Here is a 16,766-nt window from a genome sequence, read left to right on the forward strand (position 1 = left end):
CTACATGCCGCCATCGTGTGCCCAGCGTCGTACGGCGGGGCCCAGTACGGCAGGGCCACTGCGGCGATCAGGGGCGCAAAAGAACGGTGATATCGGTATGCACGATGCTGTGCGTGCGGGCGTGCCCGGTGTTGTCGAGTCCGGGTGCCGCGACGGTGTCGCCCGCGATCGGGACGGCGACGATGTGCTGAAGGAACAGCAGGTCGGCGGCCTGACCGGCGGCTACTGTCCAGCCGGTCGGATCGAGCAGGACACCGTCGCGGGTGTGCGTGCAGCGGGTGAACACGACAAGCACGCCGCCGGGGTTCAACCGGGTTGCGGCGAGCGCGACGATCTCGTCGACTGCCGAAGGTGATGTGGCCTCGGGAGCGAGCAGGCTGGCCAGGACGAGGGCAACAGCTCCTTCGTGCGGTGGCCGATGTTGGTGAGCATCGGGGCGTTCGATCAGGCTGTCGCGGCCGAGGCTGTCGATCACGGCGAGCACGTCGGCAGTGTCCGGCGTCGGGAAGGGTGTGTCGGGGGCGGTTGAGGCCGGGGGCGCCAGCAGCACTTGGTCTCCGGGGCGGGAGAACTCGGTGACGGCGCGGGAGACGATCGGCGTCGGCCATTGGTCGGTGGGGTCGATCGGGTCGGTTCCGGAGGCCCAGATGGTTGAGGGAACCTCGGCCGCCGGAGCGCGGCGCGAGCCGGACGAGCCGGTGTGGCGACGGCGGCGGACTGGGGTGTGTTCGGTCATCGGCGCGGTCCTTGTCGATTCCAGTGCATGGGATGTGTGCACTGGTCAACTCCTCACGAATTCGCCGTTTTTGGACATCGAACCGTCCCGAAAACTATGCAAATCGACTGATCGATCTTCGATATCCACAGTTGTAGAGCGCCACATCTGACGCCAATTTTTCGACGGTCCACCCGAAAGCTTCTCGCGCGGTGTACAGCGCCACCGGAACGCCACCAAACGTACACAACCCCTGGTAGATAGCAGTTTCCCGGCACCGCGCTCAAGCTCCCGTACCGGTTCCGTGTGGTCGAATCCGGCTGATCGGTGATCGGCCGGAGGTCATCTCGAGGTCGTTTGGAGGTTATTCGGAGGCTTTTTGGTGGCGGCCGTTCTGTGTCCTTGCCGAGTCGGATTTATCAACGCTTCGAGCAAGGGGAATGGCAATGAATGCGAATTACAGTATTTCTGCGGAGAGGCCGGATCATGCGGAAGCTTCGCCGCTGGCGGTCGTGCGGTCGGCGCTCGACCGGATAGCCGATCACCCGCTACCTGTCGTGAGGAATCAGGTATCGGGACTCGGCAGGCAGGTCGATACCTGGGGCCAGTTGCGGCAGGTGCTGTCGGACCCGGCGCTGCCGATCGAGACCGTGGATGCGGTCTGGGTGTGGCTGATCGGCCGGTCTCGAACCCACGGTTCGGATGCAGCCTTGGCGTGTGCCGGGATGGCGGCACCGATGTTGGCGGGGATGGCCAGCGTGTTCGGACCTCGCCGGCGCGAGGACCGCGCTGACATCGAGGCCGATCTGTTGGCCGAGTTCTTCGCCGAATTGCCGCGCATAGATGTCGAGCGCCCGTTTCTGTGGTTCCGACTGCGGTGGGCGCTGTTCCGTGGTGGCCGGGCTTGGGTGCGGCGGGAGGCCGCTGCCCCCGTGCCCGGTGCGGATGTCGGCACTGGAGCCGACATCGACACCAGAGCGGACGAACCGGTGCAGGTGATGTGGGCCCCGGCGGGGCATCCCGAACAGATTCTCGCCGAGGCGGTCGCGGAGAACGTGATTACCGCCGAGGTCGCCGAGTTGATCGCCGCCACCCGGCTGGAGGGGCGGTCGGTGACCTCTCTGGCAAGCGATTCGACGGGGTTGTCGCACTGGGCGTTGCGCAAGACCCGCCAGCGAGGCGAACACGATCTCCTCGACTGGCTGGTCGCGCGCACGGCAGCCACCGATCCGGCACGCACCAGCACCGTCGAGCACCGCGCCCTGCAACTCCTGTCCTGTTCGGCCGACGACCAGGGCTCAGAAGTGGCCGCGCAGCGACAGCGACTCACCGAGCGGGACCTGGAAGTGCTGCGGCTGCTCGATGCTGAGCAGGGTCTGAGTGCCGACCAGGTCGCCGACCTGTTGTTCCCCAGCGTCGACACCGCACGGAAAAGGCTGACGGCGCTGACCCGTCGCGGGGTGCTCACCCGTTGCCGTCGTACCCGCCCCGGTGTGGGGCGTCGTGGTGTGCCGCCGTGGCAGTACGCCCTCAGCCCGCTCGGCTCGGCGATCCTCGCTGTCGGCCTGCACAACACCACACGGCACGGCGAGATCACTGGCGAGCACGCACCGCGGCGGTCGGGTTCAACAGGTACTCCCGCGGCGGAGACCGCCTTCACCACCTCGCAGCCGACTACCCGCGCTGGCCGATCTGGCGATTTTCCGGACACTCCCAGGTCCAAATGTGGCTCGCAAACGCGGAGTAGCCAGTGCGGGCGGACATCGGCTGCCCCCGCACAACCGGCAACCCAGGTGGAGGTGAATCGCCGATGCGCATGATCGGTTTCCCTGAAGTTCGTTCTGCGACCTCGTCACACCGGACGGCCCAGCCCGGCACCATCCGGCGGGCCCTTGCCCCGATCGCGGTATTCGCGGCGGTGGCGCTGACCGCCATAGCGACCGCGGGTACCGCTGCGGCAGAACCCGTTTCGGTACTCGCCATCGCTGAGTCGTTCGACCAGGTACTCGACAATATCCGGAACTGGCTGGTCGGCATCCTTGCCGGGCTGGCGACGGTGTTCCTGACCATCGGCGGCGCCCGCTATGTGCTGGCCTCCGGCGACCCCAGCGAGGTCGAGAAGTCCAAGACCGCGCTGCGCGCTGCATGCCTGGGTTACGGCCTGGCGATGCTCGCGCCGGTGATCGTCGCCGTTCTCAAGTCGATCGTGGGTGCCTGACCATGACCGCGGCCTTCCCAATCGGCACCTCACCACCGAACCCCCGAACAGGCTGGCCGTTGCGGGTGGTGGCGGCCGTGGTCGCGATGCTGGTGGTCGGGGTTGGCATCGGTGCGACTGCCGCCGCCGAGCCCACCGCCCCACCGCCACCGCCGCCGGTGGCGACGACACCCCAGCAACCGGCACCGACCGCGCCGACGCCCACGCCTCCGCCCACATCGCAAGGTCCGAGCACACCCGCGACTCCGTCGCCTACTCCGCGCGGCTCCTGGCCGGGCGACTCCAGTCAAGTACCGGTTGAGCCGTCGGATACAGGTGATTCCGACTGCGGAATTCGCAATATCTCCGGTTGTGTCGCGAATGCTATCGACGGTTTCTTTGCCCGCCTGGTGGATTCGGCGCTCAATCCGCTGCTCGAGCTACTGTCGCAAACACTGTTGACCACCCCGGAGCCCGGTGACTTGCCGCGGGTCGGTGAGTTGTGGGACTCGTCGTGGCATCTGATGCTGGCCATGTACGGGCTGCTGGTGGTGGCCGCTGGCATCCTGCTGATGGTCCGCGAAACATTGCAGACCCGCTGGTCACTGCAAGAACTGCTGCCACGGATCGTGGTCGGGTTCATTGCCGGTGCCATGAGCATGCTGCTGGCGACCCAGGCGATCGTGTTCGCGAACGCGCTGGCCGAGGCATTCGCCGGTAGCGGGGTCGAGTCCGACTCTGCCACCACCGCGCTGAAGGAACTGACCGGGTCGGTCACCGGGAACGGAATCTTCCTGGTTCTGCTGCGAACTGCGCTTGTCGTGATGCTGGTGGTACTGCTCATCACCTACGTCGTGCGCGTCGCGATCACCATCATCCTGATCGTAGCGGCACCACTGGCTTTGATGTGTCATGCGCTGCCTGGTCTGGACTCGATCGCTCGCTGGTGGTGGCGCTCCTTCGCCGCGTGTCTGGCGATTCAGGTGGTCCAGTCGCTGGTGTTGGTCACCACCCTGCGGGTTTTCCTCACCCCGGGAGGATGGGGATTCTTCGGGCCCAACATGGACGGCGTCGTGAGCCTGATCATCGGGCTCGCCCTGATGGGCGTGTTGATCAAGATCCCGTTCTGGCTGATGTCGACCATGCGAATCGGCCACGGCCGCAGCATGGTCGGATCCCTGGTCCGCGGATACGTCGCCTACAAGACCTTCGGCCTACTCAAGAGCGGCGAGAAGGCTGCCGCCACGGCGATTCGACGCCCCACCCCACAGGGCAACGCAGCCACTGCCAACAGGGTGGGCAACGGCCGCCGAGGTGCCGCCGCTGCAGTGGGCAGCGCCGACCCGTATGCGCGGACACGGTCGACGCGGGACGGCCAGCTGATGTTGCCCCTCGAAGGAGTCCACCGGGTCCGGCGAACGCAGGGTCCTGCAACACCACCGTCGCAGTCGGCCACCACCACATCGGCTCCGGCCTCACCCGGCACCGCCCCTGGGCCGACGACCCGCCCGAGATCGCGAGGCCGCCAGCTCGCGTTCGATTTCACCCCGCCAGACCCCTACAGCGGGATTCGCGCCAATCACCGCGGCCAGTACCCGCTGCCGATCCCTGTTGCCCGGGTCCGACGGACACCCGCCCCTGCCGGGCCTCCCGCAGCGCCGGCACCGGCGTCGGCGTCGCCGCCGCCGCGTCCTCGGCAGGGCACGCAGTTGGCGTTCGAGTTCGATCCGCCCGATCCGTATGAGGGCAACCGGCCGCTGCGCAGCGGCCAGTACCGGCTGCCGTTCCCGGTGACCCGGGTCCGGCCCGCCGAGCGAGCGAGCACGCCGCCACCGGTTCCGCCGCCACGTCCCTCGACACCGGCAGGTCGTCAGCTGCATCTGCCGCTGCCCGATCTCCCTGTCCGCCGGCGCGCACGCCGCACTCCCCGAGGAGGAAACCCCAGATGAGCACGCCCGTTCGTATTCCTGCCGATGTCGACCGGCAAGACCGGTTGATCGGCCCATTCACCGCCCGCCAGCTCGCAGTCCTCGCGGTCACCGCGCTACTGCTGTATCTCGCGTGGACCGCAACTCGTGAAGTGATCGCCCCCGCAGCGTTCTTGGCCGGAGCCGTCCCGCTGGGCACCGCGGTCGCGGTGCTGATCTTGACCACCCGCGACGGCCTGTCGGGCGACCGGTTGCTGCTGGCCGCCGTACGGCAACGTCTGCGGCCTTCTCGCCTGGTAGCCGCGCCCGAAGGGATCGCTACGGCACCACGGTGGCTCACCCGCGCTGCGGGTCGAGGGAAGAAGCCGCTGGTGCCGCAGCCTTTGTCGGCCAAAGCATTACAGCTACCCGAGGCGGTCACCAGCGCCAACGGGGTCGGGGTGGTCGATCTGGGCCCGGACGGGCTGGCTGTGGTCGCAGCGGCCGGGACGGTCAACCTCGCCCTGCGCACTCCCGAGGAGCAGGATGCCCTGGTCTCACAGCTCGGGGGCTGGCTGCACACGCTGCGCCAACCGGTGCAGATCCTGTTGCGGTCGACGCGCCTGGATCTGACCGGCCAGCTGCAGAGTCTGTGGCGTTCGGTCGGTGAGATGTCACCGGAGCTGGCCGCTGCCGCGCACGGTCACGCCGACCACCTGGCCGGACTCGCGGCCGGGGAGGACCTGATGCACCGGCAAGTACTGCTGGTCTGGCGTGAACCCCTCGACCTCCCGGCGACGAGCGACAGGCTGGGTGGACCGACGCCGGCGGCGATGCTGGGCTGGCTGGTCGCGGGGCGTCGGCGTGCTCGACGGGAATTGTCGGCCGCGGCACGGCGCGCCGCGGAGGCCCGGCTACTGCGGCGGGTGCATGAGGCCGCCGACCTCCTCGCCCCGATGGGTGTCACCGTGACACCGCTCGATGACGCGCAGGCCACCGCCGTGGTAACCGGCGCCTGCAACCCCGGCAGTCTCGTTCCCTCCTCCGCAGACATCGCCGGCCCCCACACCGTCATCACCACCGACGGCCCGGACACCGAGACCTCCACCGATATCGAACTGGCCGACGATATCGACGCACACCCGCATCGGCGAGGATCCCTGCGTCGCCGACGTCGCCAGATCGCCGGTGCCGCAGCTGGATTCGGGCCGGATTCGCTGGCGATCGGGACACGGCACCTCGAAGTAGGGACAGGATGGGTGGCGACGCTCGCCGTCACCGGGTATCCGCGTGAGGTCACCGCCGGCTGGCTGGCTCCGCTGCTGTCGCACCCCGGCCGCCTCGACGTTGCCCTGCATATCGATCCGGTCGACCCGGTCACCGCCGCCTCCCGGCTGCGGCGCCAGCTCGCCCGGCTGGAGTCGACCCGATTTCACGATGCCAGCTACGGCCGCCGCACCGATCCCCTGGTGGAGGTCGCGGCCGAGGATGCCGCAGAACTGTCCTCCCGGGTGGCACGCGCCGAAGCTCGACTGTTCCGAATCGGCCTGTATCTGACCGTGCACGCCCGCTCGGAAGCCGAGCTGGCCGACGAGGTCGCCGCCGTCCGCGCCCTGGCAGCCAGTCTGCTCGTCGACACCTGCCATCTGTCCTACCGCACCACCCAGGGCTGGGTTTCCACGCTTCCGCTGGGTCTGGATCTGGTGAAGGTGCGCCGCACCTTCGACACCAATGCCCTTGCGGCGGCGTTCCCGTTCTCCAGTCCGCAACTGCCTGTTGGTGATCCGGCCCGCGCGGCATCGCCAGAAGGGGTGCTCTACGGGCGAGACGCCGCATCCGGGCTGGTGTTCGTCGACCGGTTCGGTCCCGAGGCGCACAACCATAACGCCGTCGTGCTCGGCCGTTCCGGCGCCGGTAAGAGTTACCTGGTCAAGACCGATATTCTGCGGTCGCTGTATCGCGGGATCGAACAGGTGATCATCGACCCCGAAGACGAGTATCGCGCGTTGACCGAGGCGGTCGGCGGCACCTATATCCACCTCGGCGCCCCCGGGATCCGGCTCAATCCCTTCGATTTGGAGGTCCATACCCGCCCCGACGGCCGCCGCACCGCACCGTCGGATGCACTGAATCGACGGAAACTATTCTGTCACACCGTGATCCGGGTCCTGCTCGGTGACCAGACGGCTGCGCAGCGTGCCACGCTCGACACCGCTGTGACCGCCACCTACGCGAGTGCGGGGATCACCGAGGACCCCGCGACGTGGACCAGGCCCGCCCCGACCCTGGGTGTCCTGTGTGAGCAGTTGGCCGCGCTCGGTTCGGCCGTGGCTGATGACCTTGCCGCGTCGTTGGCTCCGTTCGTCGGCGAGGGCGCGTTCGCGGGCCTGCTCGATGGGCCGACGACGGTCAGCCCGGATGCGGCGATGGTCGCCTACTCGTTGCGGGAGCTGCCCGATGAGTTGAAGACGATCGGGACGCTGCTCGTGTTGGATGCCACCTGGCGGCGAGTCGCCAACCCGGCGAATCGTCGGCCGCGGATGGTGACCGTGGACGAGGCGTGGCTGATCATGCGCCAGACCGCCGGTGCGGAGTTCTTGTTCCGGGCCGCGAAGTCGTTCCGCAAGTACTGGGCCGGCCTCACGGTCGCCACCCAGGACTGTGCGGATGTGCTGGGCACCGAACTCGGTAAGGCGATCGTGTCCAATGCGGCCACCCAGATCCTGCTGCATCAAGCGCCGCAGGCGATCGACGAGGTCGCGACCGCGTTCAAGCTCTCGGACGGAGAACGACAGTTCTTGTTGTCGGCGGCCCGCGGGCAAGGGCTGATCGCTCTCGACGGCACTGACAGAGCCGTGTTCGCCTCGATGGCCTCCGTCGAGGAGCACGCGCTGGTCACCACCGATCCCAGCGAACTCGCCGACACCGCAGATGCCGAGGAGTCAGGTCTCGACATCACCGAACCCGCCCCGTTCACTCCGATTGTCACCGACGACAACGCCGATGTCGACACCGGACTGGCGGATGAGGACGGCGACGGGGACGTCTACGTCGATGTGCAGGCGGCATAGGCCATGTCCCTCATGCTGTTTGCGGCGGACCACGGCATCGTGGGCGAGCTGCTGCTCGACCCCGCCGCAGCGATGCGCGAACTCGCCGACACCGCTTTACGGGTGGTGACCGGTCCGGCGGCGGTGATCGCTGTGGGGCTGATGGTGGGCGTGCTCGCCGCGGCGAGGGTTGCCGAGCGACTGCGCCGGCACCGGCTGGCCACCGACGCCCGCCAGGTCACCGTCCTCACGCCTCCCAAGGTCGATCCGAAGGGGGCGGAGGCACTGTGGGCGCATCTGACCGGGCAGCTGCGCCCGTCCTGGCGGCGGATGCTGTTCGGGCAACCGCATCTGGGGTTCGAGTACAGCATCACCCCCGAGCACGGGGTGGCGATTCGGCTCTGGGTACCCGGCCGGATTCCGCCAGGGTTGGTCGAGCGGGCGGTGGCCTCCGCGTGGCCGGGCGCGCACACCCGCACCGCCCATACGGTCTCCCCGCCGCTCACACCTCCTGGGCTTGAGGATCGTCGGCTGCTGTCCGGAGGTGAGCTGCGGCTCGGGCGCCGGGAAGCACTGCCGATCCGCACCGACTACGGCGGCGCGGACCTGGTTCGTGATCTCATCTCCGCCGCCGATGATCTGGGCCCCGGGCAGGCCGCCTGCGTGCAGGTACTGGCGCGACCGGTCACCGGCCGCCGCGTGCGGCGCGGCACCCGAACCGGGACCGGTGCGGCATGGCCTATCCCGCTGCTGCGGGAGGTGCTCGATCTGCTCACCCCGGGCCCGGTCCGCCGCGCTGGCCGCGTCCGTGCCGCGGCGGCGGCCCAGTCGAGTGATCGGCAGGCCGCGATGCGCGAGACGACCGAGCAGCGGGCCGCCGCCGGTAAAGCCCGTGGTGCGCACTGGGAGACCGTCATCCGCTATGCCGTGTCGGTGCCCGATACCGGTGACCGGGTCGCGGCGCGGGCCGTTGCGCGGGGTCGGGCGGATGCGCTGGCGGTGGTGTTCGGGTCCTGCACCGATCACAACTACTACCGGCACCGCCGCACGCGGCGGCTCGGCTCGGCGCTCTCGCAGCGGCGGCTGGGCCGCGGTGATCTGTTGTCGGTGCCGGAGCTGGCCGCACTCGCCCATCTTCCGCATGATCCGGCCATTCCTGGTGTGCAGCGGGCCGGAGCCCGCGCCATCGCACCGACACCGGAAATCCCTGCGGCGGGACCGTATTCGAAACCCCTGGGCGTTGCCGACAGTCCCGGTGGACGCTCGGTGGCGGTGCGCGTCGCCGACGCCCGCCACCACCTGCACGTCCTGGGCCCAACCGGCGTCGGGAAGTCAACACTGCTGGGGCGGCTGATCCTCGAGGAGGCTGATCAGGACCGCGGCGTGGTCGTCGTCGATCCCAAAGGCGACCTCATCACCGACATCCTCGCCCGGTTGCCCCGGCGTTGCGCCGACCGAGTCGTCTTGTTCGACGCCGACTCCCGCAGCCGCCCGCCTTGCCTCAACCCGCTCGACACCCCCGCCGACCGAGCGGGGACCGACCGCGCGGTCGACAACCTGGCCACCATCTTCCACCGCACCTTCGCCCAATGGTGGGGCCCGCGCACGGACGACGTCCTGCGAGCAAGCCTGCTCACCCTGTGCCGCCAACCCGGCGTCGCCACCCTCACCGATCTACCGCGCTTGTTGACCGAGCCCGCGTTCCGCACCCGGGTCACCCGCGCCACCACCGACCCCGTCCTGCGTGGATTCTGGTCCTCGTATGAGGAATTGACCGACTCCGCACGCAACCAGGTCATCGGACCGTTGTTGAACAAGTTGCGGCACTTTCTGTTCCGGCAATTCGTACGCGACGCACTCGCCGCCGGACCCTCCACCGTCGATCTCGGTGACGTGCTCGACCACGGCGGCATCTGCCTGGCCCGGATACCCAAAGGCTCTCTCGGCGAGAACACCAGCCGCCTGATGGGATCGCTGCTCGTAGCGCGCACCTGGCAGGCCACCACCGCCCGCGTCGGCACCCACCCCGACCAGCGCCCCGACGCCACCCTGGCCCTCGACGAAGCCCACAACTTCCTCAACCTCGCCACCCCACTCGAGGACATGCTCGCCGAGGCCCGCGGCCTGCGCCTGTCTCTGGTCATCGCGCACCAAAACCTCGGACAGCTGCCGACAGACATGCGGGCGGCGGTGTCGGCCAATGCACGCAACAAGGTCATCTTCACCGCGTCCCCCGAAGATGCCCGAGACCTGGCTCGCCACACGACTCCCTGGTTGTCCGAGCACGACCTGACCCACCTCGACGCCTTCCACGCCGCCGCCCGGGTCTTGGTCCGCGGCCAGCAGGCGCCACCGTTCACCCTCACCACCCAACCCCTGCCACCAGCCGTGCCGGGGCGCGCCCGCGAGATACGCGCCGCTGCCCGTGCTCGCCTCGCCGCACCGCTTCCAACCACGGAGCCGGCAGAACCCGACACCGACGAACCGGGGCCGGATCTCACAAAATCTGCTGCTCCACCGGTCGGTGGCGGCGATCCCCGCCTGTCCTGACCCAGTGAGTCCACACGGATTCACCTGTCTAGCAAGGTAATTCAACTCTCGGAGGTTGCTGCGATGATCAATCACCCGGATAGGCAGAGGGATCTGCGAGCACCCCGACCAACCCGGGCACCGTCGGCGATCGGCCACGCCGGTCTGGCTGTGCGGCTCACCGGCAGGGATCGGTGGATTCTGCGGATGCTGCTCGAGCATCGCGTCCTGACTACCACCCAGCTCGCCGAGTTGGCCTTCCCCACCATCATCAAAGCCCGTCGCCGCCTCACCCTGTTGCACAGGTATCGGGTCGTCGACCGGTTCCGGCCCCTCCGTGCGCGAGGCACCGCCCCGGGGCACTGGGTCCTGGCTCCCGCCGGCGCCGCGGTGGTCGCCGCCGAAGCCGGTATCGAGGTCCGTGAGCTGCGTTACCGCCACGAGCGCGCCCTCGCTATCGCCCACAGCCTGCACCTCGCACACACCGTCGGCGTCAACCAATGGTTCACCGCCCTCGTCACAACTCCCGGCCACGGGCGGGTGCTGGCGTGGTGGTCGGAAGGCCGCAGCCGAGGGCTCTGGGGTGATCTCGTCCGCCCCGACGCCTACGGCCGCTACACCCACACCGGGGCGACCCTGGACTTCTTCCTCGAATTCGACCTCGGCACCATCACCCTCTCCTCGGTGGCCGGCAAGCTCGCCGGCTACGCCGAACTCGCCCGCTCCACGGGCATCGTCACTCCCGTTCTGCTGTGGGTGCCGACCACCGGACGCGAAACCACCGCCCGCCGCGCCCTCCTCGAGACGTGGCAAACGCTGCCCGACCCCGGCGCGGTGCCGGTCGCAACCGCCGCTGCCGATCTTCTCGATCCCACCGCAGAACATCCGAGCCCCGCCGACCGTGTCTGGCTGTCCCTCGATGGTCACGGCGGCGAACGACTGGCGCTGCACCAGCTCCCCGCCTCGTGGCCGCATCTCACCCCGCCCCCGGCGAGCATCCCGCAGTACTCCGCGCCGACCACGACCAGTGGGCCGGCGGTCCTCGACCCGCCGTCACCGATGCCGCCCTGCGAGACCGGAGGTTCGTGATGTTCGCCAAAGCACTCGGTGTCGGTTCGGCCGCGGTCGTGTTCTGCACGGTCGTGATCGCCGCGGTCGTCGCCACCGTCGCCGTCTACGACCATGCTCCCACCCCGGCTCCGGCACCGGGCGCGGCCACTGCGCCGAGTACCGAGGCCCTGACCGATATCCCGCCGGAGATGCTGGTGCTGTATCAGCAAGGCGCCGGCTCGTGTCCGGGCTTGGATTGGTCGGTACTCGCCGCGATCGGCAAGATCGAAACCGACCACGGCCGCTCCACTTTGCCCGGCGTCGCCGCCGGGGAGAACTTCGCCGGAGCCGGTGGACCGATGCAGTTCCTGGCCCCCACCTTCGACTCCGTCGTCGCCCGGCATCCGCTGCCCGCTGGCGGGGCGACACCTCCGTCGCGATACAACCCGCACGACGCCGTCCACGCAGCCGCCCATTACCTGTGTGATTCCGGCGCGCCGGGCGATCTCTACGCGGCGATCTTCGCCTATAACCACGCCGACTGGTACGTCCGCGACGTTCTCGCCCAGGCCGACCGCTACTCCACGCACGCCACCGCACCACCGCCCGGCAGCGGTGACTGCGCCGACCTACGGGCCGCGAGTCCCGCTGCCGCGACAGCGATCTCGTTCGCCTGCCAGCAACTCGGGCAACCCTACGTCTGGGGCGGCAACGGCCCCGAGGTCTCCGGCGGCTGGGATTGCTCCGGCCTCACCCAAGCCGCCTACGCCCGCGCCGGCATCGCCATCCCACGCACCACCTACGACCAAGTCCACACCGGGCCCTCTATCCCCGAGGACCAACTCCTGCCCGGTGATCTCCTCTTCTACGGCACCGACGCCGACGTGCACCACGTCAGCATCTACCTGGGCGCCGGGAAGATGCTGCACGCGCCGACCTTCAACGAGCCTGTTCAAATCTCGGAATACCGCTGGCGCGGCGATGACTACTACAAGGCCACTCGCCCCGCCGACCTCGCGCCGCCCGCTGCCGGTCCGGCACCGCAGCTCTAGACCGATCGGTCCGAGAGCGAGCCGTCACATCTCGACAGGAGGCTTCCCCATGACTCTACCGGCCACCGTCACCGCGCTGGCGGACTTCGCCCACATCCCGCCCGGCGGCACCGAACTCGTGCACCACATCGACGAAGTCGAGATCCCCATCGCCGACCCCCGCCGATGCCAGCACCAAGACACCATCTGCGCCGAATGCGCCCCCCGTGTGGAAATCCCAGCACCTGTTCGCCGAACCCCTTCCCTGGGATCACGAACATCCCGACAATCCCAGAACCTGAAAACGGTGCCCGCGAAGACGTTCATCCGGACGAGGGCCAACCACTGGATGCTGCGGCAACGGCATATAGGCCCGGCACACCCAACCGCCATGCAGAGCACCGAGCATCGCGGCACAGAAGGGGCGATATCCACCGCTCGCGCCGGGCGCATATGCATGCCGCGACGCACGTGACCCGCGCGGCCCACGCGAGGGAAGCGAGCCGCGCGGGTCACGTCTGCGGGCTACTCGTTTCGGTTACCACCGACGGCGTTGGCAGCGGCGGAAGGATTGGTGAAGATGCGGCCGTCGGGCAGCATCAAGCCACCGCAGCCCGTGATCACCGCCGTGACCTCGCTGTCGGGACTGGCCAATCGATCGCCGACACGCACGTGTCCCGCGTCGAGCAGATCGCGGACGGTCACCCGGGCCACACGCTCGAACGGGAACGGCTCGTCGAATTCATAATCCAGCTGCCACGACGGCGCACACTCGGTGCAGATTCTGCCCTCGCTATGGATGCAATCATCCACACAAGTCACCTGGAAAGTAACTTCCCGGATGCGGTGGACGCATTCACTGGTGCCGATGACGGTGTAGGACTCGTCCAATCTTGCAGTGAGAACGGTGTTATCCATGAGAAGTCTCCAAACTGTTCCGAAAAGTTGTGCGTAGCGAGTGATTTCACGAGGGCCCCTCCGCCGACATCGCGCACATGATCTGCGCTGCCCACGCCGGGGCCAGTCAGCTTCGCCAGGAACGGTCGTTCCCGAGCCCGACTTGAGAAGATGCTGCGACTCAGCTGGTTTCGCGATTGTCGTGGTCAGTGGGCATGCGGCTTCTCCGGAGTTCGATCGAGGGAATCGTGATTGGCGACCCGGCCGGGGTGGTCACCCATTCATCGGCAGGATTGCCGAACCACGGGTTTCCACGACCATCGACGCTCGATAGACCCGGGTTTGTCAAGACCACACCGAAACGGAATCAATTCCCATGCAGACAGTCACGGCCATTTCAGTGACATACCGCCGATATGACCGCTTCGTTCCCGATTCCGCTTGACAATTCACCCCGTATCGAGCGTCCATGGAGACCGGCGCCCCACGAATCCGAATTCCCGGGGTGCCGTCCCGGCCGGGACATGACGAAACACACCACCAGCCACCATTTCCCAGGAGAATGTCATGTCCACCACGACAGAATCTGCCCGCACCGCCGTCGAAGACGCCCTGTGGACGGTCATCAGCGCTGACCCCAAACCCGCCGCCGAACTGGCGACCGCCGCAGGAATCAGTCAGTCGAAGACCCGCAAGCTCCTCAACATGTGGGCCGCCGACGGCAGCATCTCCCGCCACACCGACGAGACCAACCCCCACGCCGCCGCCCGCTGGAGCATCGCGCCCACCACCGAACCCGACACCGACACCTCCGGCGACGGCGAAGCCCCTGACGATGCTGAAACTCAGCCCCGCACACCGGAGACCGACGCCTCGCATCTCGATGACTCCACCCCGCCCCCGCCGAACATCGACGAAATCGTTGACAACGCCACAACTTCGGACGAACCGGCCACCGACACCGACACCGACACCGACACCGATGATGCGGGACCAGCCGGTCATACCGGCGAAGGGTCGCCGCATCCGGACAAACTCGCTCCCGGTGCACTGCGGGGGCTGGTCGAGGATCACCTGCGTGACCACCCGGGCCAGGAGTTCACCCCGCACCAGATCGGCAAGGCGCTCGGTGGTCGGTCCTCGGGCGCAGTCCACAATGCCCTCGTACGGCTCACCGACTCCGGGGTCGCGGAGATGACCACCACGCGCCCCAAGAAGTTCGCACTCGCACCGTCCTCCCAGTCCTGAACCGAACCACCCGGACCCGGCGGGAGTAGAGCGGCCACCCTGTCAAAGGGCAACCGCCCTACTCCCGCTCTCGCCATTTCCAGGACGTACGCCCGTCGATGCCCGCCCAGCCGTCGCGAACGCGCGTCCCCGATCCCCATCGCCCCGTCTCCTGTGGCGCGCGAACGACAACCGCCTGGCGCAGATTCGGTGGGTTCTGCGCGCCGACCCTGACCATCCTGATTCGCCGGGCAACGCATCCGAACACCCCTTTGAGTCGCATACCCACCGTCAGACCCGCTGAAGGGCGTCTTCCGTTCGCCCCGTCCGTTCCTCTCGATGGCTTTGCTGACCCGTTGTGTCCAAAAGACCCCTGAAATCCCGGAGTTCCCAGTGCGGCGAGAGAACTCACCCGCACGACCGAATACGACGTCCCTGGGAGCCCCATATGTTCAATCTCCGACTCACACCGTGGCGTGCGCCCGCCCGCCGCAACCGTGCAACAGCCCCTCGGTTCGCCGCGCGTGCGGTAGCGGCTGCGGCTGTGGTGGTTGTCGGCGCCACCGCCGTCACCACCGTCGCGACCGGAGTTGCCACCGCAGAACCTGGCAGCGCGGCATGCCCCCGATGGACGGCGGTCCTGGTGCCCGGCACCGGCGAAACCAATCCGGGCGCTGACCCCACCCGATCGGTGGGCATGCTGGCACCGATCGGTGACGGGCTGCGCGCCCGCTACGGCAACGACATCGACGTACGGTCCCTGGCCTATGCCGCTGCCCCCGCCCCGTACCAGCAGTCGGAATCCGGTGGAGTACAAGCTCTGTCCGGGCTGCTGGCGGGGCTGTGTCCGACCACTCAGGTCGTCATGGCCGGGTACTCACAGGGTGCCGATGTCGTCGGCGACGTCACCTCCACCATCGGCCGCAGCCAAGATCCGATTCCGGCCTCGCGAGTGCTCGCCGTTGGTTTGTTGTCCGACCCGAACCGTGACCCGAGCACACCGCAGCTCGGACAACCGGTCGACGGGCAAGGGATCGCCGGCCCCCGCGACAACTTCGGCAGCCTCGCCAACCGAGTACGCACCGTCTGCGCCGCCGGCGACCTCTACTGCGCCACCTCGCCGGAAGAATCGCCCGGACTTGCCGCTGTCGGCCGCGCGTTCACCGGCAACTCCTCCCTCCTCGACGACACCACCACCACTTCGTCTTCGACCGGTGTGCTCGATCCCTCCTCGGTGACACGGCAGGTCATCCTCGTGCTCGGCGGTCTCGCCGAGTTCGCCGCGAACTTGCCCGCTATCGGCGACAACGTGCTGCGCCTGCCGCCCACCGTGCTGGCCGGAGACATCGGCGGCACCCACCGCATCAGCGGCGAACTCAACAACCTGTTCAGCCCGCTGGTTCGCATCGCCGACCAGGTCGACCTACGCCTCGTCGCACGTGCACTCTCGATGGCCGCAGCCGCCGACCCCAGCGGCTGGACCGCCGTAGCCGCCCAAGTCGTCGGCATCATCGGCCGAGTCGACCTCGGCCGCGTCGCCACCGACATCGGTCTCGCCCAAGAAGTCGCCTGGCGCGCCGTCGACAAACTCGCCCTCGGCGATCCCGTCGGCGCCGGCCTCGAACTGACCGGACTCGTCCCGGTAGCCGCCGACCTCGCCGCCACCGCGGCCTCGGCGCTCGTCGGAGACGGAGCCAGCCAGCTCACCGGTCTGGTCGCCGACCTCACCGCCCGCACCGACCCCGCGACCAGCGCTGCCCTGTCCGACATGGCCGACCTTGTCCGCCAAGGCAGCGACGCGGCCGAGTTCTACACCTCGGGAGTACACCAAACCGGTTACGGCCCCGGCGTCCAGGACGTTCTCGACTCGCTCGCCAGCAGCATCGACAACAGCAAGTGAACCTATGAATCCGGCCGGACCCTCACAGGGCGGCCAGCTTGGGGGCCCGCCGCCCCCCGGCCCCCGCGCGGGGGTGGTGGTGGGGGGGGGGTTGGTTTTGGGGGGGCCCCCGCGGGGGTAAGATAAACATCGGAGTGGCCGCTTACCGATTAGCCAGTTCCGTTGGCGATGGCGCGGGTCAGCGCTGCCACGCCCTTCATGCGGTCGATGAGGACTTCCCAGGCGTCTTTCAGCTCGTCGTCGTCGCCGATGGTCACGTACTC

11 protein-coding genes are annotated in these 16,766 nt (G+C 68.3%); 9 read left to right on the forward strand and 2 right to left on the reverse strand.

Annotated elements, in window-relative coordinates; translation table 11 throughout:
* Positions 1–67: 67 nt before the first annotated feature.
* Positions 68–736, reverse strand: a complete 669-nt coding sequence (locus tag QH470_RS20950; RefSeq protein WP_043737879.1) for a hypothetical protein — start codon at positions 734–736, stop codon at positions 68–70.
* A gap of 536 nt (positions 737–1,272) precedes the next feature.
* Here QH470_RS20950 and QH470_RS20955 point away from each other — a divergent pair.
* The 7 genes from QH470_RS20955 to QH470_RS20985 all read left to right on the forward strand — a co-directional run bounded on the left by QH470_RS20955 (position 1,273) and on the right by QH470_RS20985 (position 12,500).
* Positions 1,273–2,535, forward strand: a complete 1,263-nt coding sequence (locus QH470_RS20955; RefSeq protein ID WP_162240368.1) for a replication-relaxation family protein — start codon at positions 1,273–1,275, stop codon at positions 2,533–2,535.
* The gene (locus QH470_RS20960; protein ID WP_228792423.1) at positions 2,526–2,933 is read left to right on the forward strand and encodes a pilin; all 408 of its coding nucleotides are present in this window, start codon (positions 2,526–2,528) and stop codon (positions 2,931–2,933) included. Before QH470_RS20955 ends, QH470_RS20960 begins: the two co-directional genes overlap by 10 nt.
* Positions 2,934–3,019: 86 nt before the next feature.
* The gene (locus tag QH470_RS20965) at positions 3,020–4,861 is read left to right on the forward strand and encodes a TrbL/VirB6 family protein (RefSeq protein ID WP_476739084.1); all 1,842 of its coding nucleotides are present in this window, start codon (positions 3,020–3,022) and stop codon (positions 4,859–4,861) included.
* Complete coding sequence (locus QH470_RS20970) at positions 4,858–7,890, forward strand: PrgI family protein (RefSeq protein WP_082393304.1); 3,033 nt, start codon at positions 4,858–4,860, stop codon at positions 7,888–7,890. The genes QH470_RS20965 and QH470_RS20970 overlap by 4 nt, the downstream gene beginning before the upstream one ends.
* Positions 7,891–7,902: 12 nt before the next feature.
* Positions 7,903–10,419 (forward strand): type IV secretory system conjugative DNA transfer family protein, encoded by a 2,517-nt coding sequence (locus QH470_RS20975; RefSeq protein ID WP_082393322.1) that lies wholly within the window; start codon positions 7,903–7,905, stop codon positions 10,417–10,419.
* Between the two features lie 186 nt (positions 10,420–10,605).
* On the forward strand, positions 10,606–11,487 hold the full coding sequence (locus QH470_RS20980; RefSeq protein WP_197986985.1) for a replication-relaxation family protein: 882 nt from the start codon (positions 10,606–10,608) through the stop codon (positions 11,485–11,487).
* Positions 11,487–12,500: a C40 family peptidase gene (locus QH470_RS20985; protein ID WP_051047220.1), complete on the forward strand. Its 1,014-nt coding sequence runs from the start codon at positions 11,487–11,489 to the stop codon at positions 12,498–12,500. Before QH470_RS20980 ends, QH470_RS20985 begins: the two co-directional genes overlap by 1 nt.
* Before the next feature lie 504 nt (positions 12,501–13,004).
* On the opposite strand, the gene QH470_RS20990 is transcribed toward QH470_RS20985, so the two are convergent.
* Positions 13,005–13,397: a hypothetical protein gene (locus QH470_RS20990; protein ID WP_043736124.1), complete on the reverse strand. Its 393-nt coding sequence runs from the start codon at positions 13,395–13,397 to the stop codon at positions 13,005–13,007.
* Between the two features lie 546 nt (positions 13,398–13,943).
* Between QH470_RS20990 and QH470_RS20995 the strand changes: the two genes are divergently transcribed.
* A complete protein-coding gene (locus QH470_RS20995) occupies positions 13,944–14,624 on the forward strand; it encodes a hypothetical protein (protein ID WP_280274053.1) in 681 nt (226 codons plus the stop codon).
* Between the two features lie 523 nt (positions 14,625–15,147).
* On the forward strand, positions 15,148–16,503 hold the full coding sequence (locus tag QH470_RS21000) for a cutinase family protein (protein ID WP_043736125.1): 1,356 nt from the start codon (positions 15,148–15,150) through the stop codon (positions 16,501–16,503).
* Positions 16,504–16,766: the final 263 nt, after the last annotated feature.

The organism is Nocardia wallacei (assembly GCF_029868745.1).
Taxonomy (GTDB): Bacteria; Actinomycetota; Actinomycetes; order Mycobacteriales; family Mycobacteriaceae; genus Nocardia; species Nocardia wallacei_B.

Coding starts and splice junctions, on each gene's coding strand:
- QH470_RS20950 (WP_043737879.1), bottom strand. CDS start 736: ATGACCGAACACACCCCAGTCCGCCGCCGTCGCCACACCGGCTCGTCC.
- QH470_RS20960 (WP_228792423.1), top strand. CDS start 2,526: ATGCGCATGATCGGTTTCCCTGAAGTTCGTTCTGCGACCTCGTCACAC.
- QH470_RS20965 (WP_476739084.1), top strand. CDS start 3,020: ATGCTGGTGGTCGGGGTTGGCATCGGTGCGACTGCCGCCGCCGAGCCC.
- QH470_RS20970 (WP_082393304.1), top strand. CDS start 4,858: ATGAGCACGCCCGTTCGTATTCCTGCCGATGTCGACCGGCAAGACCGG.
- QH470_RS20975 (WP_082393322.1), top strand. CDS start 7,903: ATGCTGTTTGCGGCGGACCACGGCATCGTGGGCGAGCTGCTGCTCGAC.
- QH470_RS20980 (WP_197986985.1), top strand. CDS start 10,606: ATGCTGCTCGAGCATCGCGTCCTGACTACCACCCAGCTCGCCGAGTTG.
- QH470_RS20985 (WP_051047220.1), top strand. CDS start 11,487: ATGTTCGCCAAAGCACTCGGTGTCGGTTCGGCCGCGGTCGTGTTCTGC.
- QH470_RS20990 (WP_043736124.1), bottom strand. CDS start 13,397: ATGGATAACACCGTTCTCACTGCAAGATTGGACGAGTCCTACACCGTC.
- QH470_RS20995 (WP_280274053.1), top strand. CDS start 13,944: ATGTCCACCACGACAGAATCTGCCCGCACCGCCGTCGAAGACGCCCTG.